Here is a 21,102-nt window from a genome sequence, read left to right as displayed (position 1 = left end):
AGTATAGCTATTTGCTATAATCTTGGAATGAAGGTGGTGCAGTATTCCAAGGCTGCCACAAAGGTTCTGGACCGAATGCAGCCGAAGCGACGGACGGCCATCCGGTCCAAGGTCGATGCGTTCGCGCGCGGCGACGTCGTCGACGTCAAGAAGCTCAAGGGGAGCGCGCTTCTGCGCATTCGTGTCGGCGACGATCGCGTTATCATCGATGAGCAAACGGCATTGGTTATCGTCGTCGAAGTTGGGCCGCGCGGCGGTATCTACAAGGAGTGAACAATGGGCGAGGTGCGCAAGACCGTGATCGACGGACAGTCCTATGTCCTCGTGCCGGAAGACGACTACGAGGACCTTCTCGACACGATCGCGGCAGAGCGAATCATGGCGCGTGTGCGGGCGGGTGAAGAAACATGGCCGGCCGAACTCGTCTACGAGCTTTGGGAAACCGACAGCCGCATCCGCACGTTCCGGAATTATCGCGGCTTTACGGTCTCCGAGCTCGCCGAAGCCGCCGGTATCTCCCAGCCCTACCTCTCCGAGATCGAAGCCGGCAAGAAAACCGGCTCCGTCGACGTGCTCAAGCGCATCGCGAAGGCTCTGAGGGTCGATCTCGATGACCTCGTCGTGGTCGTGGCGGACTGAGGCGCCCATCTCAATACGGCGCCTCGACCTTGCCCATCGACACGTACACCGTCTTCAGCTCGGAATAGTGCTCCAGCGCGGCCAGCGAGTTCTCGCGGCCGAAGCCGGATTGCTTGGAGCCGCCGAAGGGGATTTCCACGGGGGCTAGGTTATAGGTGTTGATCCAGAGCGTGCCGGCTTCGAGCTGGTCGACGACGCGGTGGGCGCGGGTGATGTCCGCCGTGAAGACGCCGCCGGAGAGGCCGAATTCGGTGGCGTTGCCGCGGGCGATCACCTCGTCCTCGCCGTCGAAGTCGAGCACGCACATGACGGGGCCGAAAATCTCTTCGCGGGCGATGGTCATGTCGTCGGTGACGTCGGCAAAGACGGTCGGCTGGATGTAGGTGCCGTCGCCCGACACGTCGTTCGGAATGCCGCCGCCGGTCAGAAGCGTCGCGCCTTCCGCCTTGCCCTTCTCGATATAGTCCAGAACCTTGTCGCGCTGGGCCCTGGAGACCATCGGGCCGAGCTGCGTCGCCTCGTCCATCGGGTCGCCGATGACGATCCTTTCCGTGCGCTCCTTGAGACGCGACAGGAACCTGTCCTTGATGCCCTTCTGCACGAAGACGCGGGTGCCGTTCGAGCAGACCTGCCCGGTCGAATAGAAGTTGCCGAGCATCGCCCCGCCGATGGCGCTTTCGAGATCGGCGTCGTCGAAGACGATGAGCGGCGACTTGCCGCCGAGCTCCATCGTGACATGCTTGAGGTCGGCAGCGGCGGCGCCGGCGACCTTCTTGCCCGTCGGCACGGAGCCGGTCAGCGAGACCTTGGCGACGTCCTTGTGGTTGACGAGCAGCGGCCCGGTCGACCGGTCGCCTTGGATGACGTTGTAGAGCCCCTTCGGCAGGCCGGCTTCCACGAGGATCTCCGCGATCTTCAGCGCGCCGAGCGGCGTGTTCTCCGAGGGCTTGAAGACCATGGCGTTGCCGCAGACGAGCGCCGGCGCGCCCTTCCAGCAGGCGATCTGCTGCGGATAGTTCCAGGCGCCGATGCCGACGCACACGCCGAGCGGCACGCGCTTGGTGAAGGCGAAGTCCTGTCCGAGCGGGATATAGTCGCCGTTGAGGCCGGCGGCCGCGATGCCGCCGAAGAATTCGAAGGCGTCGGCGCCCGAGGTCGGATCGGCGACGATGGTCTCCTGGATCGGCTTGCCGGTGTCGAGCGTCTCCAGCTCGGAAAGCTCGCGGTTCCTCTCGCGCATGATCTCCGCCGCCCGCTTCAGGATGCGGCCGCGCGCCGTGGGGCTCATCGCCGCCCATTCCTTCTGGGCGCGCTTGGCCGAGGCGATGGCCTTCTCGACGATGGCGGGCGTTGCGGCGTGGAGGCGCGCGATCACCTCGCCGGTGGCGGGGTAGATGCTGTCGAAGGGCGTGCCGGCGGCGTCTTCCACATAGTCGCCGTCGATGAAGTGCGAGGCTTTCGGTTGGGCTTTCATCTCATTCTCCCCGCGGATAGCGTTTGGATTCCTCGAGATTGTCGAGGTTCATGTGGTTGCGCATGTAGCGCTCGGAGGCCTTCTGCAGCGGCTGGTGGTCCCAGGGATAATAGGCGCCGTTGCGCAGCGCCTCGTAGACCACCCAGCGCCGCGCCTGGCTCTCGCGTACGCTCGCGTCGAAGGCGGCCATGTCCCAGCGCGCCTCGCGCATCTGCCGGAAGGCCTCCAGCGTCGTCCTGACGACGGGATCGTCCGACGTCGCAAGGTTCGTCAGTTCGAGCGGATCGGCCTCCAGATCGTAAAGCTGCTCCGGGTCGAGTTCGCAGTGGATGTATTTCCACTTGCCCTCGCGAATGCCGACGATGGGCGCATAGGAGGCCTCCGCCGCATATTCCATCAGCACCGGCGCGGTCCGCTCCGCGCCGTTGATGACGGGCAGCAGGCTTTCGCCGTCCGTCCAGGGCATCACCTCGTCCATGGAGATGCCGGCGAGGTCGCACAGCGTCGGCGTCACGTCGAGGTTCGACGTCGGCGCGAGATGCAGGCCGGGGGCGACGCCCGGGCCGGCGATCATCAGCGGCACGCGGGCCGAACCCTCGAAGAAGTTCATCTTGAACCACAGGCCGCGCTCGCCGAGCATGTCGCCATGGTCCGAGCAGAACAGGATCAGCGTGTCGTCCAGCATGCGGGTGCGCGTGAGCGTGTCGACGAGTTCGCCGACCTTCTCGTCGAGATAGGAGATGTTGGCGAAATAGGCCTGGCGCGAGCGGCGCACGTCCTCGCCGCTGATGGCGAACTTGGCGTAGTCGCAGGAGGCGAGGATGCGGGCGGAGTGCGGATCCTGCTCCTCCAGCATGCCGACCTCGGGCAGGAGGTGCTCGCAGTCCTCGTAGAGGTCCCAGAACTTCCGGCGCGCCACATAGGGATCGTGCGGATGCGTGAAGGAGACGGCGAGGCACCAGGGGCGCCGGGCCGCGTCGTCGTTCTCGCGGGAGAGCTGGTAGAGCTTCTGACCCGCGAGGAAGGCGACCTCGTCGTCATATTCCATCTGGTTGGTGATCTCGGCGACGCCCGCGCCCGTCACCGATCCCATGTTGTGATACCACCAGTCGATGCGCTCGCCGGGCTTGCGGTAGTCCGGCGTCCAGCCGAAATCGGCCGGATAGATGTCCGTCGTCAGCCGCTCCTCGAAACCGTGCAGCTGGTCCGGCCCGACGAAGTGCATCTTGCCCGACAGCGCCGTGTAGTAGCCGGCGCGGCGCAGGTGATGCGCGAAGGTCGGGATCGAGGAAATGTATTCGGCGGCATTGTCGTAGACCCGCGTGCGGCTCGGCAACTGCCCGGCCATGAAGGAGGCGCGGGCGGGCGCACAGAGCGGCGAGGAGGTGTAGTTGTTGCGGAACCGCGCCGAGCGCGCGGCGAGCGCCTTCATGTGCGGCGCATGCAGGAAGTCGGCCGGCCCGTCCGGGAAGAACTTCCCGTTGAGCTGGTCGACCATGATGATCAGGATGTTGGGCTTGCTGGCGGTCACGGGCGGATCCTTGAAGGGGGAAACGAAGCTTTGGACGGTTCTACCTCGGCGCGGCGGCGGGAGGCCGCCGCCTTGCGGCGGGCGGGGGCGATCCTGCGACGGCGCCGGCCGCACCCGCCGCCGCCAGTTGCGCCTGCACGTAACTCTCGGTCAGCGCGATCGAGGATTCGATGCTGACCGGCGCCGATTTCAGCCCCTGCCGCAGATAGAGCCCGTCGATCATCGCCGCCGCCCCGTCGGCGATCTCCCCGGCGGTCCCGGCGGGGCAGAGCGGCTTGAGGCTCGACAGCAGGTTGGAGTTCAGCCGCCGCGCATAGACGACGAGCAGGCGCCGCACCGCCTCGGAACGCTGGGCCTCGGTGTAGAAGGCAAGCCAGGCCGCGACCGTCTCGGGCGCGAACTGGTGCGCCTGGAAGTTGACCCGGATGATCGCCGAGAGGCGTTCACGCGGCGTCGTCGCCGCCGCCAGCGCCGCCACCACATCGGCGCGCAGCTGGCGCAGGAGGCTGCGGATCGTCTCGATGACGAGCTGTTCCTTGGATCCGAAATAGTGATGGGCAAGCGCCGGGGAGACGCCGGCATGGCGGGCGATCTCCGACATGGTGACGGCCAGCGAGCCATGGTCGCCGACCGCCCTCAGCGTCGCGTCCACCAGCGCCTTGCGGCGCACCGGCTCCATTCCAACTTTCGGCATGGCGTTTTCCTGATTTTTCGCAAGCGTATTTTTAATTGAGTGATCAATCAATAAAAATCTTCGCGGCGTGCGCTGCGTCAATTCGCTGTCGCGAAGCGGCGGCGTTCCGTGTTAGCCTGCCTTTGTTTTCATTCTTTTTTCGAGGTGCACCATGGTCCTCTCCCCCGGAATGAACCCTCTTACGGACGTACGCGCAAAATGGGGCTGGTTCGTCGGCCTCGGCGTCGTGCTGCTCGTCTTCGGCGGCATTGCGGCCGCCAATCTCTTCTGGGCGACGGTCGCCACCGTCTATTATGTCGGCATGCTGATGATCGTCGGCGGGGCGGTGCATCTGGCGCATGCCTTCCAGGTCAAGGCCTGGCGGGAGACGATCGCCTGGGCGCTCAGCGCGCTGCTCTATCTTGCCGCCGGCGTGCTCGCCTTCGTCAACCCGGTGCTGACGTCGGCCGTGCTCACCCTGCTGATGGCCGCCGCGCTGCTCGTCGCCGGCATCTTCCGCATCTTCGCCGCCTGGCGCACCCGGCCGGAAAAGGGCTGGGGCTGGCTCATGGCGGGCGGCATCGTCACGACGCTTGCGGGCCTGGTCTTCCTCCTCGGCTGGCCGGTCAACAGCCTGTGGTTGCTCGGCCTCTTCCTCGCCTTCGACCTTGCCATGCAGGGCTGGGCGCTGATCGCCTTCGGTCTTGCGCTGCGCAAATAGCCCCCGTGGCCGGCCGGACACTGTTTGACAGGCGCCGCGGCAGCGCCTAGAAAAACCGCGTGGGATGGGGATGGAGCTCCCCGACAACCGCCGTGTGACCGGCTGATAGCTCCTGCCAGACCGGCCAGCGATGGCCGTCGACGGCGGGAGCATGTTCTGCGACCGCCCGAGGGCGGTTTTTTGTTGTCCGGATGTCGTGACAACGGACTGTGAGGGCAGCGGACATGAATTACCTGATCGTCTTTCTCGGGGCGGGCGTCGGCGGCGCCGGCCGCCATGGGGTGAACGTGCTGGCCGCCCGGCTGTTCGGCACCGCCTTTCCCGCCGGCACGCTTCTCATCAACGTGTTCGGCTGCCTGCTGATGGGGCTGATCGCCGGCGCCTTCGCCTTCCGCGGCCACCTGCCGCAGGAGATGCGGCTGTTCCTGACGACGGGCATCCTCGGCGGTTTCACCACGTTCTCGGCCTTCTCGCTCGACGCGGCGCTGCTCTGGGAGCGCGGCGAGGCGGGGCTGGCGGCGCTCTATGTCGGTGCGTCGGTGCTTTTCTCGCTCCTCGCCGTGGCGGCGGGGCTTGCCTTCGCGCGGGCAATGCTCGCGGGCGGTGCGGTGTGAAGGCGCTCCTGACATCCTGGCAGGTCTGGGCGCTCGGCTCGGCGGTCTTCGCGGCGCTGACGGCGATCTTCGCCAAGATCGGCATCGCCGAGGTCAATTCCGACTTCGCGACCTTCGTGCGCACCGTCGTCATCCTCCTGGCGCTCGCCCTCATGCTGACGCTCGCCGGCAACTGGCAGGCGCCGGCAAGCGTGCCCGCGAGAAGCTGGATCTTCCTCGTCCTGTCGGGCCTTGCGACCGGCGCCTCGTGGCTGTGCTACTTCCGCGCGCTGCAGATCGGCAAGGCCGCCCAGGTCGCGCCGGTCGACAAGCTCTCCGTCGTGCTGGTCGCCGTCTTCGCCGTCCTGTTCCTCGGCGAGCAGCTTTCGCCGGCCCATTGGCTGGCCGTTCTGATGATCGGCGGCGGTGCCTTGCTGCTGGCGTTGCCTATATGAGGGAAACCTTTTTCAACGTCTTGTAGTCATTGAGATTTCATCGAACTGTCACAGTACGGAAACGGTTTTTTCAGGCCTCGGCGGAGAAACTTCGCGGCAACGTCCACGTCTTGGAGCCGCACATGTCCGCCGCCGAATTGCTTGCCCTTCGCCGCTTCGGGGATGGCGAGATCGTCACCCTCGCCAAGCTGGTGATCGAGACCGCCTTCCAGCCGATCGTCGAGGCGGTGACGGGCGCGGTCTTCGGCTACGAATCGCTGATGCGCGGCTTCGATCGCCTCGGCTTCCGCTCGCCGCTCGACCTGATCGACCGGGCGCACGAGGCGGGCCAGCTTCTGGCGCTGGAGCACATGGTCAACAGCCGCGCCATCGCCGCCTTCGCCGCGCTGCCGGATTTCCGCTCCCGCACGCTCTTCATCAACCTCGATTCCCGCCTCGTGCCGGAAGGGGCGGACCTTGTCGAGCGTCTGGCCGGCCATCTCGCCCGCGCCGGCATTCCGGCCTCCTCGATCTGCTTCGAGATTTCCGAGCGCTTCGACAACGACACCCAGCCGGATTTCGCCCTGCTGGTCCGCAAGCTGCGCCTTGCCGGCTTCAAGCTCGCCATCGACGATTTCGGCGTCGGGCACAACGGCCTGAAGCTGCTCTGCGACCACCCGGTCGACTATCTGAAGATCGACCGCCATTTCATCTCGGGCATGGAGAACGACGCGCGCAAGCGCCACCTGGTGCGCAACACCGTCAACGCCGCCCATGTGCTCGGCATCCGCGTCATCGCCGAGGGGGTGGAGAGCGAGGCGGAGTTCGTCGCCTGCCGCGATGCCGGCTGCGACCTCGTGCAGGGCTGGTTCGTCTCGCGCCCCGTCACGGATTTTTCCGCGCTGGGCCCGGTCTATGCGCAGGTCGCGCGCGCCGGCGGGCGGCGTCGCTCCTCCCGCACGCTGGACAGCATCCTCATCCGCCGCGAGATCGAGCAGGTCGCGGTGCTGCGCGAGAACGAGAGCCTGGAATCGGTCTTCGAATTCTTCCGGCGCGATCCCAAGCGCACCTTCTTTCCGGTGCTCAACGCCAATGACGAGCCGCGCGGCATCCTGCACGAATATCACGTCAAGGAACTCTCCTATCACCCGTTCGGCCGCGACCTCCTGAAGAACAAGCTCTACCAGAAGAGCCTGTCGCATTTCGTCACCATGGCGCCGATCGCCGATCTCGACACGCCCGCCGAGCAGCTGCTCGACGTCTTCACCGGCATGGGCGGCAACGAATGCGTGATCCTGACGGAGAACCTGCGCTATGCCGGCATCCTGTCGGCCTCCTCGCTTTTGAAGATCATCAACGAGAAGCGGCTGAAGACGGCGGAGGACCAGAACCCGCTGACCGGACTTCCCGGCAACCGCTCGATCCGCGACTACCTGCAGGACAAGGCGCTCGACGGCGACCAGATCCGGTGCCTGTGCTATTTCGATTTCGACAATTTCAAGCCGTTCAACGATCATTACGGCTTCCACAAGGGGGACCTGGCGCTCTCGCTCTTCGCCTCGCTGATGCGCCGCGACTTCGTCGGCGAGGACGTCTTCATCGGCCATGTCGGGGGCGACGATTTCTTCGCCGGCATTTCCGGCCGCTCCGTCGAGGCGGTGCGCGGGGTGCTGGAGCATCTGCTTGCCGATTTCGCCCGCGAGGTGCGCTTGCTCTATTCGCCGGAGGACCAGCTGGCCGGGGAGATCCGCGGCCGCGACCGCGCCGGCCAGGAGGCGACCTTCCCGCTGATGCGCTGCTCGGCGGCGGTCCTCGTCCTGCCGGAGGGCGAGGTGATCGGCGAGGCGGGGCAGATCAGCAGCCGCATCGCCGGCCTGAAGGCGGATGCCAAGGGCAGCGACGGGGGGCTTGTCCTGTCCTCGGCATCCGTGAGTGCAGGGCAGGGGGCTGCCCTGCGTTGAAACAGGAGGGCAGGCCCTTTCGAGCCTGCCCCTGCCACGCTAGCGAAGGATCTTCACCGTCTTCGCCTCGTGGTTCTTGCCGGACATGTCGAAGGAGATCGACACCTTCTCGCCAGCCTTCAGCCCGGGATCGTGGAACCCCTTGGGAAGCTGGTAGACGGTGCCGTCGGAAAGCGTCAGGGACATCGACGCCTTGTTGTAGTCCTTGACCGTGCCGGTCGCCGTCTGGGCGGCGAGGGCAAGGGCCGGGGTGGCGAGAACCGTGACGATGGCGAGGTTGGAAAGAAGAACACGCATCTGTGTCGTCCTGAATTGGCCCCTGCAGCGCCGCCCGTCATTCATAACGGAGAAGGGACGCCGCAGCGGGCCGCTGCGAAACCGTCCGGAAGCGTCGTGTCGCGGCCCCTTTGGGGCGAGCCGCCGGCGCTCCCCGGCTTCGAAAAGGACGGTAGGCCCGGAAAAATCCGTTTTCAAATTAACAAGATTTAATTCTGCCTGTCGCGAAACGGCCGGAATTTCAGCGCTTTACGGCCGAAAGTTGGCATGCCGCCGTTATCGTATCCCTCGCGCAGACGGCCGCAGGCGATTCAAAAGATTCGCGCTTTCGGCTAGAATCGCCGCAGGAGAGCGCCACGTCACATCTGCCGGGAGATATACCCATGTCATTGCCCACGTCCATGTCCTATGTCGGGCTCAGCGAATATGGCGGCCCGGACAATCTCGTGGTGATGGAAGGCAGGACGCCGCAGCCGAGGAGCGGCGAGATCCTCGTGCGCGTCGCGGCCGCCGGCATCAACCGGCCGGACGTGCTCCAGCGCAAGGGCGATTATCCGCCGCCGCCCGATGCAAGCCCCATCCTCGGCCTGGAGATCGCGGGCGAGGTGGTGGCGATCGGCGAGGACGTCACGGGGTATGCGCTCGGCGACCGTGTCTGCGCGCTGGCGAACGGCGGCGGCTATGCGCGTTACTGCGCGGTGCCGGCCACCCAGGCGCTGCCGTTCCCCAAAGGCTTCGACGCGGTGAAGGCGGCGGCCCTGCCGGAGACGTTCTTCACCGTCTGGGCGAACCTTTTCATGATGGCCGGGCTGAAGCGCGGCGAGAGCGTGCTCATCCACGGCGGCACCAGCGGCATCGGCACGACGGCGATCCAGCTCGCCAGCGCCTTCGGCGCGCGCGTCTTCACGACGGCGGGCACGGCGGAGAAATGCGCGGCCTGCCTCGATCTCGGCGCCAGCCGCGCGATCAACTACCGCAGCGAGGACTTCTGCGCCGTCATCGCCGAGGAGACCGGCCGGGCCGGCGTCGACGTCATCCTCGACATGATCGGCGCGGCCTATTTCGAGCGGAACCTGAAGTCGCTCGCCCGCGACGGGCGCCTGTCGATCATCGCCTTCCTCGGCGGCACCTTCGCAGAGAAGGTGAGCCTTGCGCCCATCCTGCAGAAGCGCCTGCACCTGATGGGCTCGGCCATGCGCCCGCGCACGGCGGCGGAAAAGCAGGAGATCCGCGACGCGCTGCTGGAGAATGCCTGGCCGCTGCTGGAGGAGGGGCGCATCGCCCCGGTGATCCACGCCGTCATGCCCTTCGGCGAGGCGGCGGCCGGTCATCGCATGATGGAGCACGGCGATCACATCGGAAAGATCATGCTGACTTTCGACTAGGGCAAATCCTGCCGGGGAGAAGTCGCCCCGGCGCCGGAGGATGCGGGAGCATGTCCGCCGAGCCCGATGCGCTCGGGGCTCAGTCCGCCTGCTCGATCCGGTCGCGGCCGAGATGCTTGGCGCGATAGAGCGCCCGGTCGGCCCGCTCGAAGAGGTCTTCCGCCGCATTGCCGCAATATTCCGCGACGCCCGCGGACATGGTGTAGGCGCAGCCGAGGCCGATGCGGTTTTTCTCTTGCGCCACATGGCGGCGCAGCCGCTCCACGGCGCGCGTCGCCTCCCGAAGGCCGGCGCCCGGCATCAGCATCAGGAATTCCTCCCCGCCGACCCGGGCGAAGGTGTCGCCACCACGCAACTGCCGCCGCCCGGCGGCGGCGAAGTGCCGGAGCACCTCGTCGCCCCTGGCATGGCCGAAGCGGTCGTTGATCGTCTTGAAGTGATCGAGATCGATCAGCGCCAGCGAGAGCTGCGTGCAGTCGCGGAAGGCGATCCGCATTTCCGCATCCAGCCGCGCCATCGCCGCGCGGCGGTTGAACAGGCCGGTGAGCGGGTCCGTATCGGCGGCGAGCTGGGCCGCATCGCGGGCAAGCTGCAGCATGTGCTCGTTGGACTTGAGCATGGTGATGTCGGTGAAGACGCTCCACAGCCAGCCGCCGGCAAGCAGCGTCTCGTTCACCAGGAACCAGCGGTCGTCGCGGATGTCGATCTCGAAGGTGCGCTGCGGGGTGCTGCGCCGCTTGGCGCTGGCCATGTCGAGGAAGGCGTCGATCGTCCCGCTCATCTTCGGCCCGACGCTTTTCGCATGGCAGCGGCGCATGATGTCGGCGAAGGTGCGCGCGCCCGGCTGCACGTCGAAAAGCGCGCGGAAGGCGGCGGAGCCGTAGGACAGCTCGTCATCCGGCGAGAACAGCGCGCAGGCGACACCGGAGGCCTCGAGCCCGGAAAGGACGAGGTCCGTCGTCGCCCGTTCCCGGAGGCATGCAAGCGGCAGGATCGCATCGGCATGTGCCATGCCGCGTCCGCCCGGCCACCTGTGCCCGTCGTTGCGTCTCACCCGCCGCTTTCCTTTCCAAGACAGGATCGCCGGGAATCGCGCCGGTCGATCGTCACCCTTTGTGGCAGAAGGCGGCGGGGTCGCAATGAAGACTGTCGGTTTCCGTTAACAAATCCTCAACCCGCGGCAGCGCCCTTTCCTGCGGGAAGGCGGATGGCGAGGAGGATCGCCAGCGCCGCCGGCAGGGCGAGCAGCGCATAGAGCCAGCGTGCCGCCGTCAGCGCCCCGTCGACGCCGCCGGGGCTCGCCAGGCCCGTCGAATTGGCGATGATGCCGGCGAGCGCCGCCCCGAAGGCCGCGCCGAGCGCCTGCATGGTGGTGATCGCCGCCGAGGCCTTGTCCGTCTCGCCGGCCGGCGCGAGCTGCAGCACATGGGTGACGAGATGCGCCCAGCCCATGCCGATGCCGAAGCCCATCAGGAAGATGAAGACGGTGGCGACGGCGAGCAGCACGAGGCTGCTCGCCGGGTTGTGCCGGGCGAGCGTGACGGCGAGGAGGGCGGTCGCCAGCGCCTCCATCAGCGCGCCGGCGACGATCACCCGGTTGGCGCGCCGTCCCGTGAGGCCGGCGCTGGCGAAGGCCGCGGCCGTCCAGCCGAGCGCCAGCAGCGCCACGAGATAGCCGGAGACGAGCGGGCTCACGCCGTGCAGCACCTGCAGGAAATAGGGGATGTAGATGTCCGAGCAGACCGTCACCAGCAGCATCAGCATGATGAGGTAGACGCGGGCGAGCGGTGAGAAGAGGCTGATCGTGCCGGCCGGCAGCAGCCGGCCTTCCGCCCGCCGCTCGATCGTGATCGCCGCGAGGACCGCGAGCACGGCGGCGGCCGCAAAGGCGCCGCGCAGCGCCGGCGCCTCGACGGAACTGGCGAAGGACAGGACAACCACGGCGGCGACGAGCAGCACGATCTGCGGGAAGGGCGTCTTCGTCGTCACGCGCTCGCCGTCGCCCGGCGGCAGCAGCTTCGGCGCGGAAACGGCCATCAGCACCGACAGCGGAACGAGCAGGGCAAAGGCCTCGCGCCAGGCGCTGCCGGCCGCGAAGATGCCGCCGATCGTCGGGCCGAGGAAGGTGGCGATGCCCCAGGCGGCGGCATAGAGCGTCGAGGCCGTGCTCCATAGCGGCTCGGGATAGACATGGCGGATGAAGGCGTAGCCGAGCGCCACCAGGAACCCGGCGCCGAGCCCCTGGATCGCCCGGCCGGCGAGCACCGTCTCCATGGTGGGCGCGATGGCGCAGACGAGGCTGCCGATGCCGAAGAGCAGCGCGCCGGCCCTGTAGCAGTGGTTGAGCGTCACCTTCTCCGGCCGGACGGCGACGAAGGTGGAGCCGAGCACGGACGCCGCGACATAGATCGTCGTCGCCCAGGCGAAGAGCGCAAGGCCGCCGATGTCGCGCACGATCGAGGGCATCAGCGTGGCGGTGATGTAGGTCTCCACCGCATGCAGCATGATGCCGCCGCCGAGCATCAGCGTGCCGAACAGATAGGCGCGGGAAAACAGGCTGGAAAGCCGCGGCGCGGCCTCCTTGGACGATATGGCGCTCTCGGACATGGGAACGGGCCTTGCTATGCGAAATGCGGTGGAAACAGACGTGACACGGCGCAAAACGGAGTTCAAGCCGTGACTTTTCGGTGAAATTGCGGGGCCGTGGGGCCGGATTTGCCATCCCGGTCCTGCGGGCTGCATCTCTTCTGTGAGGGTAGGCGTAATGGAGCGACACCCCCCTCTGCCCTGCCGGGCATCTCCCCCACAAGGGGGGAGATTGGATGGAGGACCGTTTCGCCAAATTACGACGTGGCTGATTGAGCAAGGTCTTCGCTTCTTGCCGATCTCCCCCCTTGTGGGGGAGATGCCCGGCAGGGCAGAGGGGGGCGCTCCATACGCGTGCCCTTGCTGCAAGGAGAGCAGGGAAAACCCCGCCCGCGCCGTTACGGGTTCCATTCTCCCGCCACCTGCCGGGTCGCGACATTGAACCGGTTCCACACATTGATCGCGGCGATCTCGACGACGAGGGCGGCGAGCGTCTTTTCGTCGTAGTGGCGGGCGGCCTCGTTCCAGATCGCATCCGGCACCGCCTCCTCGCGGTCGGCGATGCGCGTCAGCGCCTCGGTCAGTGCCAGCGCGGCCCGCTCCGCGTCGGTATAGAACGGCGCCTCGCGCCAGGCGGCGACGGAGAGGATGCGCCGGTCGCTCTCGCCGGCCTTCTTCATGAGGCGCGGATGCAGGTCGACGCAGAAGCCGCAGCCGTTGATCTGGCTGGCGCGCAGATGCACGAGATGGATGGTCTTTTCCGGCAGCGCCGTCTTCTGCGCGGCGCCCTGGAGGGCGCGCATGGCGGCTGCGGCATCGGGAAGGACGGCGGCGATATTGGTCATACGGGATTGCATTTCATCACTCCTTGCATTGTTTTCAGCGTCGACGGTCGCGAACCCTGTCACACCGGTGCGGCTTCGTTCGTCATGGCCATGACGCCGCTGGACGAAGGAGTGTGACCGATGGAGAAGAAAAATTTCTGGGCCGACCGTTTCGAGGCCGAACGCGGGCGCCTGCGCGCCGTTGCCCTGCGCATGCTCGGCTCGCAGAGCGAGGCCGAGGACGCGGTGCAGGAGGCCTGGCTCCGGCTGGAGCGGACAGGCGGCGGCGATATCGACAACCTCGGCGGCTGGCTGACGACCGTCGTCGGCCGCATCTGCCTCGACATGCTGCGCGCCCGCGCACGGCGCCGCGAGGATCCGATCGACGGCGAGGGCGGCGAGGACCGGCATGCCTATGCGGGCGCGGCGGCGGACGAGCAGGCGGCGCTTGCCGATTCGGTCGGCCTTGCGCTGCTCGTCGTGCTGGAGCGCCTGGCGCCGGCCGAGCGGCTCGCCTTCGTGCTGCACGACATGTTCGACGTGCCCTTCGAGGAGATCGGCCGCATCGTCGACCGCTCGCCCGCGGCCGCCCGCCAGCTCGCCAGCCGCGCCCGCCGCCGCGTGCAGGGCCTGCCGGACACGCTGTCCGCGGATTACGAGCGCCGCAGGAATGTCGTCGCGGCCTTCCTCGCGGCCTCGCGCGACGGCGATTTTTCCGGCCTGCTCGCCGTGCTCGATCCCGACGTCGTCTTCCATGCGGATGCCGATGCGGTGCGGCTCGGCTCGCTCGCCGAGATCCACGGCGCCGATGCCGTCGCCACGAACTTCAAGGGCAAGGCGACCGCCGCACGGCTCGCCCTCATCGACGGCCGGCCGGGCCTTGCCGTCATCCTCGGCGGCGAGCTCAGGATCGTCGTGCGCATGGAGGTGGAGGGCGATCACATCGTCGCGATCGAATCGATCGCCGACCCCGCCCGCATTGCAGGGTTCGAGATGGAATATCTGTAGGAGGGCTTTGCGCCAAGGCGCTGTTACCCTCTCCTCCGTCATGCTCGGGTCAAGCCCGAGCATGACGGAGGAAGGGTATGCGTCCGCCGGAAAAGGCCGCTAGATGCCGATGCGCCCGATCGCCGGGATCTTGATCGCCGGCCGATAGAGGTCCACGCCGGCGACGAGGCCCATGATGTGCAGCTCGATCCCGGAGCGCAGCCCGGCGGAGATGCCGAGGAGGCCGTAGAGCGTCGCATGCACGTCCCTGCCGTCGGGATCGACCGCGAAGATCCTGCCCTCCGGCAGGTAGTCGCGCCCCACCGCATCCGGCGGCAGCACCACGCCGAGTTCCGGCACGGAGCGCAGCACATGGGCGACGAAGGTGTTGGAATTCGGCCCCGGCCACATGCGGTAGCCGCCCGGCTTGGAATAGGGGTAGGCGGCGATCGCCGCCTCGATCCTGGGGATCAGCCGCACCGCCTGCTCGCCGCTGACGCTGACCACCACGCGCGGCGTGTTGGAATACCAGAAGGCATCCGGCGCATAGCCGTTTTTGCGCACCGGCGTGCCCCAGCCGACCTTGTCGTAGCGGTTGTAGCTCCCGTTCGCCGCCTTGGTGACGATCCAGGCATGGCTCGAGACCGCGCCCTTCAGGCCGCCGGTGGCGGCGGAGAAGACGTGGATCGTCGCCTGCGGCGTGTCTTCCGCCTTCGGCAGGATGCCGGCGGATTTCCAGTTCGCCTCCCGCCAGCTCTGCGGCCGCTCCTTGATGTACCAGTAGCCCGCCGAGGCGAGCGCCGGCATGAGGTAGATGACGAGGAAGAGGACAAGGACGTTCCTCAACAGTTTCATGCGCGGCGCCTCCGAAATCGCGTGTGCGGGCCCTGGTTTTCGGATAATACCGCATCCGAAACCGGAAATTTGAGGGCATGAACATGGCAAACCCCGTCCTTGTCGAGGTCACCCGCGGCAATCTCGTCGAAAGCCGCCATCGCGGCATGGTCGTCGCGGTCGACGGCGATGGCAAGGTGGTGTTTTCGCAAGGGGATATCGAGGCCGGCATCTTCCCGCGTTCGGCCTGCAAGGCCATGCAGGGCCTGCCGCTCGTCGAAAGCGGCGCGGCGGATGCCTACGGCTTCGGCAACAGGGAGCTGGCGCTCGCCTGTTCCTCGCACAGCGGCGAGCCGGAACATGCAAGCCTTGCCGGCGCCATGCTGGCCGCCGCCGGCGTCGACGAGGGCGTGCTGGAATGCGGCGCACACTGGTCCTTCGAGCAGCCGGTGCTTGTCAGCCAGGCGCGCGGCCTCGAGCGGCCGACGGCGCTGCACAACAACTGCTCGGGCAAGCATGCCGGCTTCGTCTGCGCCGCCTGCCACACCGGCAAGGACCTCAAGGGTTACGTGCGCTACGAGCACCCCGTCCAGGCGGAGATTCGCGGCGTCATGGAAAGCCTGACGGGCGCCGCGCTCGCCACCGACAATTGCGGCGTCGACGGCTGCTCGATCCCCACCTATGCCGTGCCGCTGAAGAGCCTCGCGCACGGCTTCGCCAGGATGGCGACCGGCACCGGCCTTGCGCCCGGGCGCGCGAAGGCCGCCCGCCGCCTGATCGATGCCTGCATGGCCGAGCCTTTCTACGTCGCCGGCACCAGGCGCGCCTGCACGCGTCTGATGCAGACGGCCCCCGGCCGCATCTTCGCCAAGACCGGCGCCGAGGGCGTCTTCTGTGCCGCCATCCCGGAAAAGGGCATCGCCATCGCCCTCAAATGCGAGGACGGCACGACCCGCGCCGCCGAAAGCATGGTCGCCGCCACGCTCGCCCGCTTCTTTGCCGACGAACCCGACCTCCACGCCGCCCTGATGGCCGAGGCCAACCGCTCCATGTCCAACTGGAACGGCATCCACGTCGGCGACGTCCGCGTCACGGATGCGTTTGCGGCCTGAAATTGACGCCCTATGACGTCATGCGTTATGATGGCGCATGATCAAGAGCTTCGCCGACCGCGAGACCGAGCGAATCTGGTCCGGCCGTCGAAGCCGGCGGCTTCCGGCGGACATGCAGGCCATCGCGTTGCGCAAGCTGCGCATGCTGCATGCCGCACGCAGCCTGACGGACCTGCGCGTGCCGCCGGGAAACCGGCTGGAGCTCTTGAAGGGAAACCTGGCCGGGCTTTATTCGATCCGGATCAATGACCAGTGGCGCATCTGCTTCGGCTGGTCGGAAGGAGATGCCATCCATGTCCGCATCCTCGACTACCATGACTGACGGTAACCTGCTGCCCAACCCGCATCCCGGCGATATCCTTCTGGAGGAGTTCCTGCAGCCGATGGAGATCAGCCAGAATGCGCTCGCCCGGGCAGTGCACGTGCCGCCACGCCGCATCAACGAGATCGTGCTCGGCAAGCGCCAGGTCACTGCGGATACGGATCTTCGGCTGACACGCTATTTCGGCCTGTCGGAAGGCTATTTCCTGCGTCTTCAGGCCGAGTTCGACCTGATGCAGAAGCGCCGCGAGATCGGCCGGGATCTCGACCGCATCGTTCCGCGTGACGCGGCCTGATCAGCCCTCGATGATCTCCACGCCCAGCTCCCGGTAGGGCGCGAGCGTGTCCGGCGGGAGGCCGGGCGGCAGGAGGAGGCCGGTGGCGGCGGCGAGCGGTAGGATCTTCCAGGGCGAGGCGCGGCCGAGCTTTTCCCGCGTCAGCGGGACCCAGGTCGCAGCGGCGTTTTCGGCGATGGTGCGCTTGGTGGCGGCTTCCTCCATGTCGCCGGTGGTCAGGCCGTGCGTCGGATGCGCGGCCGTCACGCCCATGAAATAGAGATCCGCCTTCAGGCCGCGTATGGTCTCCAGCGCGAGGGCGCCCGTCGACACCATGGAATGTTTGTAGAGCCTGCCGCCGACCAGCACGACCTCGGCGGTCGGGTGGCGTTCGAGCTCGCAGGCGATGGTCGGGCTGTGCGTCACCACCGTGAAGGCGAAGGTGCGCGGCAGCAGGCGCGCAAGCGCCGCCGTCGTCGTGCCGCCATCGAGGAAGACCACCTGACCGGGCTCGACCATCGCCGCCGCCCGGGCGCCGAGCGCGGTCTTCTCGTCCGTCGCGACCGCCTGGCGCGCCGAAAAATCCGGTAGCGGCGGGGAGAGCGGCAGCGCGCCGCCATGCACGCGCTTGAGCAGGCCGTCGGCCGCCATTTCCCGCAGGTCACGCCGGATCGTGTCCTCCGACAGATCGAGCTCCGCTGCCAGCGCCTTTGCGACGATCTCGCCGTCGCGGCCGAGGCGCCGGGCGATCAGGGCTTTTCTCTGGCTGGTCAGCATGCATTTGCACTCCGTCTTGACTCTGCACGAAATTACACGAATATTCGTGAAATATCCAGAAAATTCCGGATATTTCATGCATCAATCGTAAGGAGTAAGACATGCTGATCCTGATTGCAGGCCCCTATCGTTCGGGCACCGGAGACGATCCCGTGAAGATGGCGGAGAACCTGAAGCGGCTGGAGGCGCCGTCCTATGCGCTGTTCAAGGCCGGCCATGTGCCGATGATCGGCGAGTGGGTGGCGCTGCCCGTCTGGCGCGCCGCCGGGGGCGGGACGGTGGGCGACGCGCTGCACGAGGAGATCTTCTACCCGACGGCGCACCGCCTGCTGGAGCTCTGCGAGGGCGTGCTGCGCCTGCCGGGGGAGTCCAGGGGAGCGGACAATGACGTGCGCATCGCCCGCGAACGCGGCCTTCCGGTCTGGCACCGGCTGGAGGATGTGCCGGGCTGCGCGGCGGCTGCATAAATTTGCAGGCCCGTGTCGGGAAGGGGCGAGGTGATCCGTCCTGTGGCATGACGGGCGATCCGCCGCCGGCGGCGCCCGCACCATGCCAGATCAAGGAGGACTTCCATGCGCATGATCTTCGTCAACCTGCCCGTCAAGGACTTGCCCGCGACCCGCCGCTTCTTCGGCGCGCTCGGCTTTGCCTTCAACGAGGCCTACAGCGACGAGACCGCCGCCTGCATGGTGGTGGACGACAACATCTTCGTCATGCACCTGACGGAGGCGAAGTTCGCCCAGTTCGTCACGGGCAAGGTCGGCGATCCGGAATCCGCGACGCAGGTGCTGACCTGCCTCTCCGCCGCGAGCCGCCAGGAGGTCGACGACATCAAGGCGAAGGCGCTCGCCGCCGGCGGGCGCGAATGGAAGCCCAACATGGAGTTCGGCCCGATGTACGGCTGCTCCTTCCAGGATCCGAACGGCAATGTCTGGGAGTTCATGCACATGGACCAGTCGGGCGGCTGACGGCGGGCGAGGGGCTGCACGCAGGCTGGCGTGCCTGCCCCTCATCCGCCTGCCGGCACCGTCTCCCCGCAGGCGGGGAGAAGGAACGGGCGGAAATGTCTGGGCAATGGCACCGTTTCGGGAAAGCGGTGCGGTAATCCCTTTTCCTCAACTGCGGGGAGACGGTCGCGGCAGCGGGAGGAGGGGCTTTTCGTCAATCGATGCGACCACGCACCGTTGCGCTTATCCCGTGGGACCATCCGCAACCAGCTTGCGCAGCCGCGCGGGCGCCTTGCGGCGCCAGGCCTCGGCCATCCGCTGCTGCAGTTCCCCATCGTCGATCACGGCGGCGCGCAGGAGGAGGGCGGGCCAGCCCTTGTAATGGTCCGTCTCGTGGTAGATCTCGGGCGCCATCTCGATCAGGCGCTCCTTCTCGTCCATCGGCGCCATCAGCACCAGCGTCCCGGCATCCTTGATGCGCAGGAAGAGCTTGCCCGCCACCTTGAGCGCGGGCGTGCCGTAGGACGTGCCGGTCTCGACGCCCGGCAGGCCCGCGGCAAGGCGCTGGAGCCGCGCCAGGAGCGTTTCGGTTTCGTCGTTAGCCATGCGCGCCATCCTCCCCGGCCAGGATAGACCGGACCGGGAAGGACGGCGAGGGGGAGGATCAGAGCGGCCGGCGGCCGCTCTCGGCCCGGAGCCCCGGGGTGCGGAAGAGCCCGAAGGGCAGGTCGCCGAGCGCGCGCGAATCCATCGTCTCGATCTCGGGATGGGCCAGCGGATCGCGCAGCCAGACGGGGGTCTCCGCAGCGTCGGCCTCGGCGCGCAGCGCCTCGGACACCCTGGAGAAAATCTTGAACATTGCCTTCTCCTTGCGGTTCGTTACCATAGGTTATGGCTGATAATCGCGCCACGAGGCCGTTTCGGCAATCGAGTAGTTCAGGATATCGGTATAGAAAACCTATATGAGAAATCTCAATCGCGTGCATCTCAACGGCCTGCGCGCGCTGGAGGCGGTGGGCCGGCTCGGCTCGCTGCAGGCGGCGGCGGAGGAGCTCGGCGTGACGGTCGGCGCGGTGAGCCAGCAGGTCATCAAGGCGGAGGGGCAGCTCGGCCGGGCGATCTTCGAGCGTACCGCGCGGGGCCTGCAGCGGACGGCCTTCGGCGCCCCGTTCCTCGCGCGGCTTTCGGCCGGCTTCGGCCAGCTTTCCGAGGCGGTCGCCGCCACGCAGCGCCGCGACGATGCGATCCTGACGATTTCCGTCGCGCCGATCTTCGCCTCGCGCTGGCTCATCCACCGCATCGACCGCTTCGCCGCCGCCCATCCCGATATCAGCCTGCGCATCGAGGCGACGACGACGCTGGTCGATCTGGCGCGTTCCGATGTCGACCTCTGTATCCGCGTCGGCCCCGGCACCTGGCCGGATGTGGCGACGGAATTCCTTGTGCCGCAGGTCGTCTTCCCGGTCTGTGCGCCGGCGCTGGCGGCGGGGATAAGGACGCCGCGGGACCTGTCCGAGCAGCCGGCCGTGGTCGACGGCAACGACGCCTTCACCTGGGAGCGCTGGCTGGCGCTCGCCGGTTTCGCCGTGCCGCCGCCCAAGGCGCGGCATGTCTTTTCCGATGCCTCGCTCTGCCTTGACGCGGCGCTGGCGGGGCAGGGGGTGCTGCTCGCCTATCCGGTGCTCGCCTCCTGGGCGCTGAAGGAGGGGCGGCTCGTCGCGCCGTTCCCCATCCGGGTCGAGACCGGCATGGGCTATTACTTCGTGACGGCCCCGGGCGTGCCGGAGCCGCGCAAGGTGTCGCTGTTCAAGCGCTGGCTGCGTGCGGCGCTGGCCGAGGACGAGGACGGCTTTGCCGGCGCGGTCATTCCGGCTCGCAAAGCCGTGCCGCCATCATCGCCTTGAAGGCCGGGCGCGCCTGGCAGGCCGCAAGCCAGGCCTTGACGTTCGGCGCCGCGTCGAAGAGCTGCGGCTCGCTCATGGCATAGCGGAAGACCTCCGCGAGGTTGAGGTCGGCGACGGTGAAGCGGTCGCCGACGATATGGCCGGTGGCGGCAAGATGGGCGTCGAGCCGCTGGAAGCTCGTCTTCAGCGCCTTGGCGGCGCCCCGGATGGCGAGGCGGCCCTGTTCGCTCTCGGCGACCCTGGTGTCGAGCGCCAGGATGATCTTCACCGCATGCGGCTCCACCTCCGTCGCCGCCCACATCGTCCATTGCAGCATTTCCGCCTCTTCCGTCACCGTCCGGCCGGCAAGCGGGCCGCCATGCTTGCGGGCGAGGTAGAGGTTGATCGCCAGCGATTCCGTCATCACGAAGCCGCCGTCGTCGATGCAGGGGATCAGGCCGGTCGGGTTGACGGCGAGGAAATCCGGCGAGCGGGTGTTGAGCGACGCATCGGCCGCCAGCGGATCGTCGAGGCGGCGGGCCTGGATGACCGGCACGCTGGCGAAAGGCAGGCCGAGTTCGCCGGCAAGCCAGTAGTTGCGCGAGGCGCGCGAGCGGTGGACGCCGTAGATGGTGAGCATGGATCCTCCCTGGAGTGCCCGGCCGGGCGCGGGCTTGCGTCAGAACAAAGAGCCGCGGCAATCCCTCGGCTAGAAGAGGGCGAGACTGCCGGGGCCTTGGCGGCACCATAGGCGGCGGGTCGGCAAAGCGGTAGGGCGCCGGCCTGATCGATCCATGAATTGTCGTGATGGCCTCGGGCCTGCTTGTCGCATTGACCTGCCGCCGGCGTGGGGCTAAGGGCGAAGGGTC

General features: G+C 67.4%; 26 protein-coding genes and 1 riboswitch. Of the genes, 14 read left to right on the top strand and 12 right to left on the bottom strand.

What is annotated here, in order from left to right; translation table 11 throughout:
• Window positions 1-27: 27 nt before the first annotated feature.
• On the top strand, window positions 28-273 hold the full coding sequence (locus MUU56_RS30650) for a type II toxin-antitoxin system RelE family toxin (protein ID WP_245082369.1): 246 nt from the start codon (window positions 28-30) through the stop codon (window positions 271-273).
• Window positions 274-276: 3 nt separating this feature from the next.
• A complete protein-coding gene (locus MUU56_RS30645; protein ID WP_245082367.1) occupies window positions 277-639 on the top strand; it encodes a helix-turn-helix domain-containing protein in 363 nt (120 codons plus the stop codon).
• 10 nt (window positions 640-649) lie between these two features.
• On the opposite strand, the gene betB is transcribed toward MUU56_RS30645, so the two are convergent.
• The 3 genes from betB to betI are packed head-to-tail and all read right to left on the bottom strand — an operon-like array spanning window position 650 to window position 4,338.
• Window positions 650-2,113 carry a betaine-aldehyde dehydrogenase gene (gene betB, locus MUU56_RS30640; protein ID WP_245082365.1) on the bottom strand — a complete coding sequence of 488 codons (1,464 nt, stop codon included), beginning with the start codon at window positions 2,111-2,113 and terminating at the stop codon, window positions 650-652.
• 1 nt (window position 2,114) lies between these two features.
• Window positions 2,115-3,644 carry a choline-sulfatase gene (gene betC, locus MUU56_RS30635; RefSeq protein WP_245082363.1) on the bottom strand — a complete coding sequence of 510 codons (1,530 nt, stop codon included), beginning with the start codon at window positions 3,642-3,644 and terminating at the stop codon, window positions 2,115-2,117.
• Between the two features lie 40 nt (window positions 3,645-3,684).
• Window positions 3,685-4,338, bottom strand: a complete 654-nt coding sequence (gene betI / locus MUU56_RS30630) for a transcriptional regulator BetI (protein WP_245082361.1) — start codon at window positions 4,336-4,338, stop codon at window positions 3,685-3,687.
• 169 nt (window positions 4,339-4,507) lie between these two features.
• On the opposite strand from betI, the gene MUU56_RS30625 reads away from it, so the two are divergent.
• From MUU56_RS30625 to MUU56_RS30610, 4 genes are all read left to right on the top strand, one after another.
• Window positions 4,508-5,038, top strand: a complete 531-nt coding sequence (locus tag MUU56_RS30625; protein WP_245082359.1) for an HdeD family acid-resistance protein — start codon at window positions 4,508-4,510, stop codon at window positions 5,036-5,038.
• 57 nt (window positions 5,039-5,095) lie between these two features.
• Window positions 5,096-5,160: riboswitch (Fluoride riboswitch) on the top strand.
• A 102-nt stretch (window positions 5,161-5,262) separates the two neighbouring features.
• Window positions 5,263-5,652 carry a fluoride efflux transporter CrcB gene (gene crcB, locus MUU56_RS30620; protein ID WP_245082356.1) on the top strand — a complete coding sequence of 130 codons (390 nt, stop codon included), beginning with the start codon at window positions 5,263-5,265 and terminating at the stop codon, window positions 5,650-5,652.
• Entirely contained in the window at window positions 5,649-6,086 is a 438-nt protein-coding gene (locus tag MUU56_RS30615) for an EamA family transporter (protein ID WP_245082354.1), read from the top strand. The genes crcB and MUU56_RS30615 overlap by 4 nt, the downstream gene beginning before the upstream one ends.
• 122 nt (window positions 6,087-6,208) lie before the next feature.
• Complete coding sequence (locus tag MUU56_RS30610) at window positions 6,209-8,026, top strand: GGDEF domain-containing protein (RefSeq protein WP_245082352.1); 1,818 nt, start codon at window positions 6,209-6,211, stop codon at window positions 8,024-8,026.
• A 39-nt stretch (window positions 8,027-8,065) separates the two neighbouring features.
• Here MUU56_RS30610 and MUU56_RS30605 read toward each other — a convergent pair whose 3' ends face one another.
• On the bottom strand, window positions 8,066-8,323 hold the full coding sequence (locus MUU56_RS30605; protein ID WP_245082349.1) for a DUF1344 domain-containing protein: 258 nt from the start codon (window positions 8,321-8,323) through the stop codon (window positions 8,066-8,068).
• Window positions 8,324-8,685: 362 nt separating this feature from the next.
• Between MUU56_RS30605 and MUU56_RS30600 the strand changes: the two genes are divergently transcribed.
• Window positions 8,686-9,687 carry an NAD(P)H-quinone oxidoreductase gene (locus MUU56_RS30600; protein WP_245082347.1) on the top strand — a complete coding sequence of 334 codons (1,002 nt, stop codon included), beginning with the start codon at window positions 8,686-8,688 and terminating at the stop codon, window positions 9,685-9,687.
• 79 nt (window positions 9,688-9,766) lie between these two features.
• Here MUU56_RS30600 and MUU56_RS30595 read toward each other — a convergent pair whose 3' ends face one another.
• The 3 genes from MUU56_RS30595 to MUU56_RS30585 all read right to left on the bottom strand — a co-directional run bounded on the left by MUU56_RS30595 (window position 9,767) and on the right by MUU56_RS30585 (window position 13,130).
• A complete protein-coding gene (locus tag MUU56_RS30595) occupies window positions 9,767-10,699 on the bottom strand; it encodes a sensor domain-containing diguanylate cyclase (RefSeq protein ID WP_245082345.1) in 933 nt (310 codons plus the stop codon).
• A 158-nt stretch (window positions 10,700-10,857) separates the two neighbouring features.
• Window positions 10,858-12,294, bottom strand: coding sequence for an MFS transporter (locus tag MUU56_RS30590; RefSeq protein WP_245082343.1), 1,437 nt, complete (start codon window positions 12,292-12,294; stop codon window positions 10,858-10,860).
• Window positions 12,295-12,671: 377 nt separating this feature from the next.
• On the bottom strand, window positions 12,672-13,130 hold the full coding sequence (locus tag MUU56_RS30585; RefSeq protein WP_245082340.1) for a carboxymuconolactone decarboxylase family protein: 459 nt from the start codon (window positions 13,128-13,130) through the stop codon (window positions 12,672-12,674).
• 108 nt (window positions 13,131-13,238) lie between these two features.
• Here MUU56_RS30585 and MUU56_RS30580 point away from each other — a divergent pair, with 108 nt between their 5' ends.
• A complete protein-coding gene (locus tag MUU56_RS30580; protein WP_245082337.1) occupies window positions 13,239-14,105 on the top strand; it encodes a sigma-70 family RNA polymerase sigma factor in 867 nt (288 codons plus the stop codon).
• Window positions 14,106-14,204: 99 nt separating this feature from the next.
• Here MUU56_RS30580 and MUU56_RS30575 read toward each other — a convergent pair whose 3' ends face one another.
• The gene (locus MUU56_RS30575; RefSeq protein WP_245082335.1) at window positions 14,205-14,939 is read right to left on the bottom strand and encodes a DUF3750 domain-containing protein; all 735 of its coding nucleotides are present in this window, start codon (window positions 14,937-14,939) and stop codon (window positions 14,205-14,207) included.
• 83 nt (window positions 14,940-15,022) lie between these two features.
• Between MUU56_RS30575 and MUU56_RS30570 the strand changes: the two genes are divergently transcribed.
• The 3 genes from MUU56_RS30570 to MUU56_RS30560 are packed head-to-tail and all read left to right on the top strand — an operon-like array spanning window position 15,023 to window position 16,647.
• On the top strand, window positions 15,023-16,030 hold the full coding sequence (locus MUU56_RS30570; RefSeq protein ID WP_245082333.1) for an asparaginase: 1,008 nt from the start codon (window positions 15,023-15,025) through the stop codon (window positions 16,028-16,030).
• A 37-nt stretch (window positions 16,031-16,067) separates the two neighbouring features.
• The gene (locus MUU56_RS30565) at window positions 16,068-16,352 is read left to right on the top strand and encodes a type II toxin-antitoxin system RelE/ParE family toxin (RefSeq protein WP_245082332.1); all 285 of its coding nucleotides are present in this window, start codon (window positions 16,068-16,070) and stop codon (window positions 16,350-16,352) included.
• Window positions 16,324-16,647, top strand: coding sequence for a HigA family addiction module antitoxin (locus tag MUU56_RS30560; protein ID WP_245082331.1), 324 nt, complete (start codon window positions 16,324-16,326; stop codon window positions 16,645-16,647). Before MUU56_RS30565 ends, MUU56_RS30560 begins: the two co-directional genes overlap by 29 nt.
• Here MUU56_RS30560 and MUU56_RS30555 read toward each other — a convergent pair whose 3' ends face one another.
• Window positions 16,648-17,403, bottom strand: coding sequence for a DeoR/GlpR family DNA-binding transcription regulator (locus MUU56_RS30555; RefSeq protein WP_245082330.1), 756 nt, complete (start codon window positions 17,401-17,403; stop codon window positions 16,648-16,650).
• 101 nt (window positions 17,404-17,504) lie between these two features.
• On the opposite strand from MUU56_RS30555, the gene MUU56_RS30550 reads away from it, so the two are divergent.
• Window positions 17,505-17,870, top strand: coding sequence for a DUF4406 domain-containing protein (locus tag MUU56_RS30550; RefSeq protein WP_245082328.1), 366 nt, complete (start codon window positions 17,505-17,507; stop codon window positions 17,868-17,870).
• Between the two features lie 105 nt (window positions 17,871-17,975).
• Window positions 17,976-18,371 carry a VOC family protein gene (locus MUU56_RS30545; RefSeq protein ID WP_245082327.1) on the top strand — a complete coding sequence of 132 codons (396 nt, stop codon included), beginning with the start codon at window positions 17,976-17,978 and terminating at the stop codon, window positions 18,369-18,371.
• Window positions 18,372-18,593: 222 nt separating this feature from the next.
• On the opposite strand, the gene MUU56_RS30540 is transcribed toward MUU56_RS30545, so the two are convergent.
• Window positions 18,594-18,956 carry an MmcQ/YjbR family DNA-binding protein gene (locus MUU56_RS30540; protein ID WP_245082325.1) on the bottom strand — a complete coding sequence of 121 codons (363 nt, stop codon included), beginning with the start codon at window positions 18,954-18,956 and terminating at the stop codon, window positions 18,594-18,596.
• A 58-nt stretch (window positions 18,957-19,014) separates the two neighbouring features.
• The gene (locus MUU56_RS30535; protein ID WP_245082323.1) at window positions 19,015-19,209 is read right to left on the bottom strand and encodes a hypothetical protein; all 195 of its coding nucleotides are present in this window, start codon (window positions 19,207-19,209) and stop codon (window positions 19,015-19,017) included.
• Window positions 19,210-19,312: 103 nt separating this feature from the next.
• On the opposite strand from MUU56_RS30535, the gene MUU56_RS30530 reads away from it, so the two are divergent.
• Window positions 19,313-20,254: a LysR substrate-binding domain-containing protein gene (locus tag MUU56_RS30530; RefSeq protein ID WP_245082321.1), complete on the top strand. Its 942-nt coding sequence runs from the start codon at window positions 19,313-19,315 to the stop codon at window positions 20,252-20,254.
• Here MUU56_RS30530 and MUU56_RS30525 read toward each other — a convergent pair.
• Entirely contained in the window at window positions 20,214-20,873 is a 660-nt protein-coding gene (locus MUU56_RS30525) for a glutathione S-transferase family protein (protein WP_245082318.1), read from the bottom strand. The genes MUU56_RS30530 and MUU56_RS30525 overlap by 41 nt on opposite strands.
• Between the last annotated feature and the right edge of the window lie 229 nt (window positions 20,874-21,102).

Source organism: Shinella yambaruensis (assembly GCF_022899355.1).
Classification (GTDB): Bacteria; Pseudomonadota; Alphaproteobacteria; order Rhizobiales; family Rhizobiaceae; genus Shinella; species Shinella yambaruensis.
This window is presented reverse-complemented; position numbering and strand designations above follow the sequence as displayed.

Excerpts from the sequence above, each read along its gene's own strand:
- MUU56_RS30560 (WP_245082331.1), top strand. The coding sequence starts at position 16,324 with ATGTCCGCATCCTCGACTACCATGACTGACGGTAACCTGCTGCCCAAC.
- MUU56_RS30535 (WP_245082323.1), bottom strand. The coding sequence starts at position 19,209 with ATGTTCAAGATTTTCTCCAGGGTGTCCGAGGCGCTGCGCGCCGAGGCC.
- MUU56_RS30530 (WP_245082321.1), top strand. The coding sequence starts at position 19,313 with ATGAGAAATCTCAATCGCGTGCATCTCAACGGCCTGCGCGCGCTGGAG.
- MUU56_RS30600 (WP_245082347.1), top strand. The coding sequence starts at position 8,686 with ATGTCATTGCCCACGTCCATGTCCTATGTCGGGCTCAGCGAATATGGC.
- MUU56_RS30645 (WP_245082367.1), top strand. The coding sequence starts at position 277 with ATGGGCGAGGTGCGCAAGACCGTGATCGACGGACAGTCCTATGTCCTC.
- betB (WP_245082365.1), bottom strand. The coding sequence starts at position 2,113 with ATGAAAGCCCAACCGAAAGCCTCGCACTTCATCGACGGCGACTATGTG.
- MUU56_RS30525 (WP_245082318.1), bottom strand. The coding sequence starts at position 20,873 with ATGCTCACCATCTACGGCGTCCACCGCTCGCGCGCCTCGCGCAACTAC.
- crcB (WP_245082356.1), top strand. The coding sequence starts at position 5,263 with ATGAATTACCTGATCGTCTTTCTCGGGGCGGGCGTCGGCGGCGCCGGC.
- MUU56_RS30590 (WP_245082343.1), bottom strand. The coding sequence starts at position 12,294 with ATGTCCGAGAGCGCCATATCGTCCAAGGAGGCCGCGCCGCGGCTTTCC.
- MUU56_RS30605 (WP_245082349.1), bottom strand. The coding sequence starts at position 8,323 with ATGCGTGTTCTTCTTTCCAACCTCGCCATCGTCACGGTTCTCGCCACC.
- MUU56_RS30580 (WP_245082337.1), top strand. The coding sequence starts at position 13,239 with ATGGAGAAGAAAAATTTCTGGGCCGACCGTTTCGAGGCCGAACGCGGG.
- MUU56_RS30585 (WP_245082340.1), bottom strand. The coding sequence starts at position 13,130 with ATGCAATCCCGTATGACCAATATCGCCGCCGTCCTTCCCGATGCCGCA.
- MUU56_RS30555 (WP_245082330.1), bottom strand. The coding sequence starts at position 17,403 with ATGCTGACCAGCCAGAGAAAAGCCCTGATCGCCCGGCGCCTCGGCCGC.
- MUU56_RS30575 (WP_245082335.1), bottom strand. The coding sequence starts at position 14,939 with ATGAAACTGTTGAGGAACGTCCTTGTCCTCTTCCTCGTCATCTACCTC.
- MUU56_RS30565 (WP_245082332.1), top strand. The coding sequence starts at position 16,068 with ATGATCAAGAGCTTCGCCGACCGCGAGACCGAGCGAATCTGGTCCGGC.
- MUU56_RS30625 (WP_245082359.1), top strand. The coding sequence starts at position 4,508 with ATGAACCCTCTTACGGACGTACGCGCAAAATGGGGCTGGTTCGTCGGC.
- MUU56_RS30550 (WP_245082328.1), top strand. The coding sequence starts at position 17,505 with ATGCTGATCCTGATTGCAGGCCCCTATCGTTCGGGCACCGGAGACGAT.
- MUU56_RS30650 (WP_245082369.1), top strand. The coding sequence starts at position 28 with ATGAAGGTGGTGCAGTATTCCAAGGCTGCCACAAAGGTTCTGGACCGA.
- MUU56_RS30595 (WP_245082345.1), bottom strand. The coding sequence starts at position 10,699 with ATGGCACATGCCGATGCGATCCTGCCGCTTGCATGCCTCCGGGAACGG.
- MUU56_RS30540 (WP_245082325.1), bottom strand. The coding sequence starts at position 18,956 with ATGGCTAACGACGAAACCGAAACGCTCCTGGCGCGGCTCCAGCGCCTT.
- MUU56_RS30570 (WP_245082333.1), top strand. The coding sequence starts at position 15,023 with ATGGCAAACCCCGTCCTTGTCGAGGTCACCCGCGGCAATCTCGTCGAA.
- MUU56_RS30610 (WP_245082352.1), top strand. The coding sequence starts at position 6,209 with ATGTCCGCCGCCGAATTGCTTGCCCTTCGCCGCTTCGGGGATGGCGAG.
- betI (WP_245082361.1), bottom strand. The coding sequence starts at position 4,338 with ATGCCGAAAGTTGGAATGGAGCCGGTGCGCCGCAAGGCGCTGGTGGAC.
- MUU56_RS30545 (WP_245082327.1), top strand. The coding sequence starts at position 17,976 with ATGCGCATGATCTTCGTCAACCTGCCCGTCAAGGACTTGCCCGCGACC.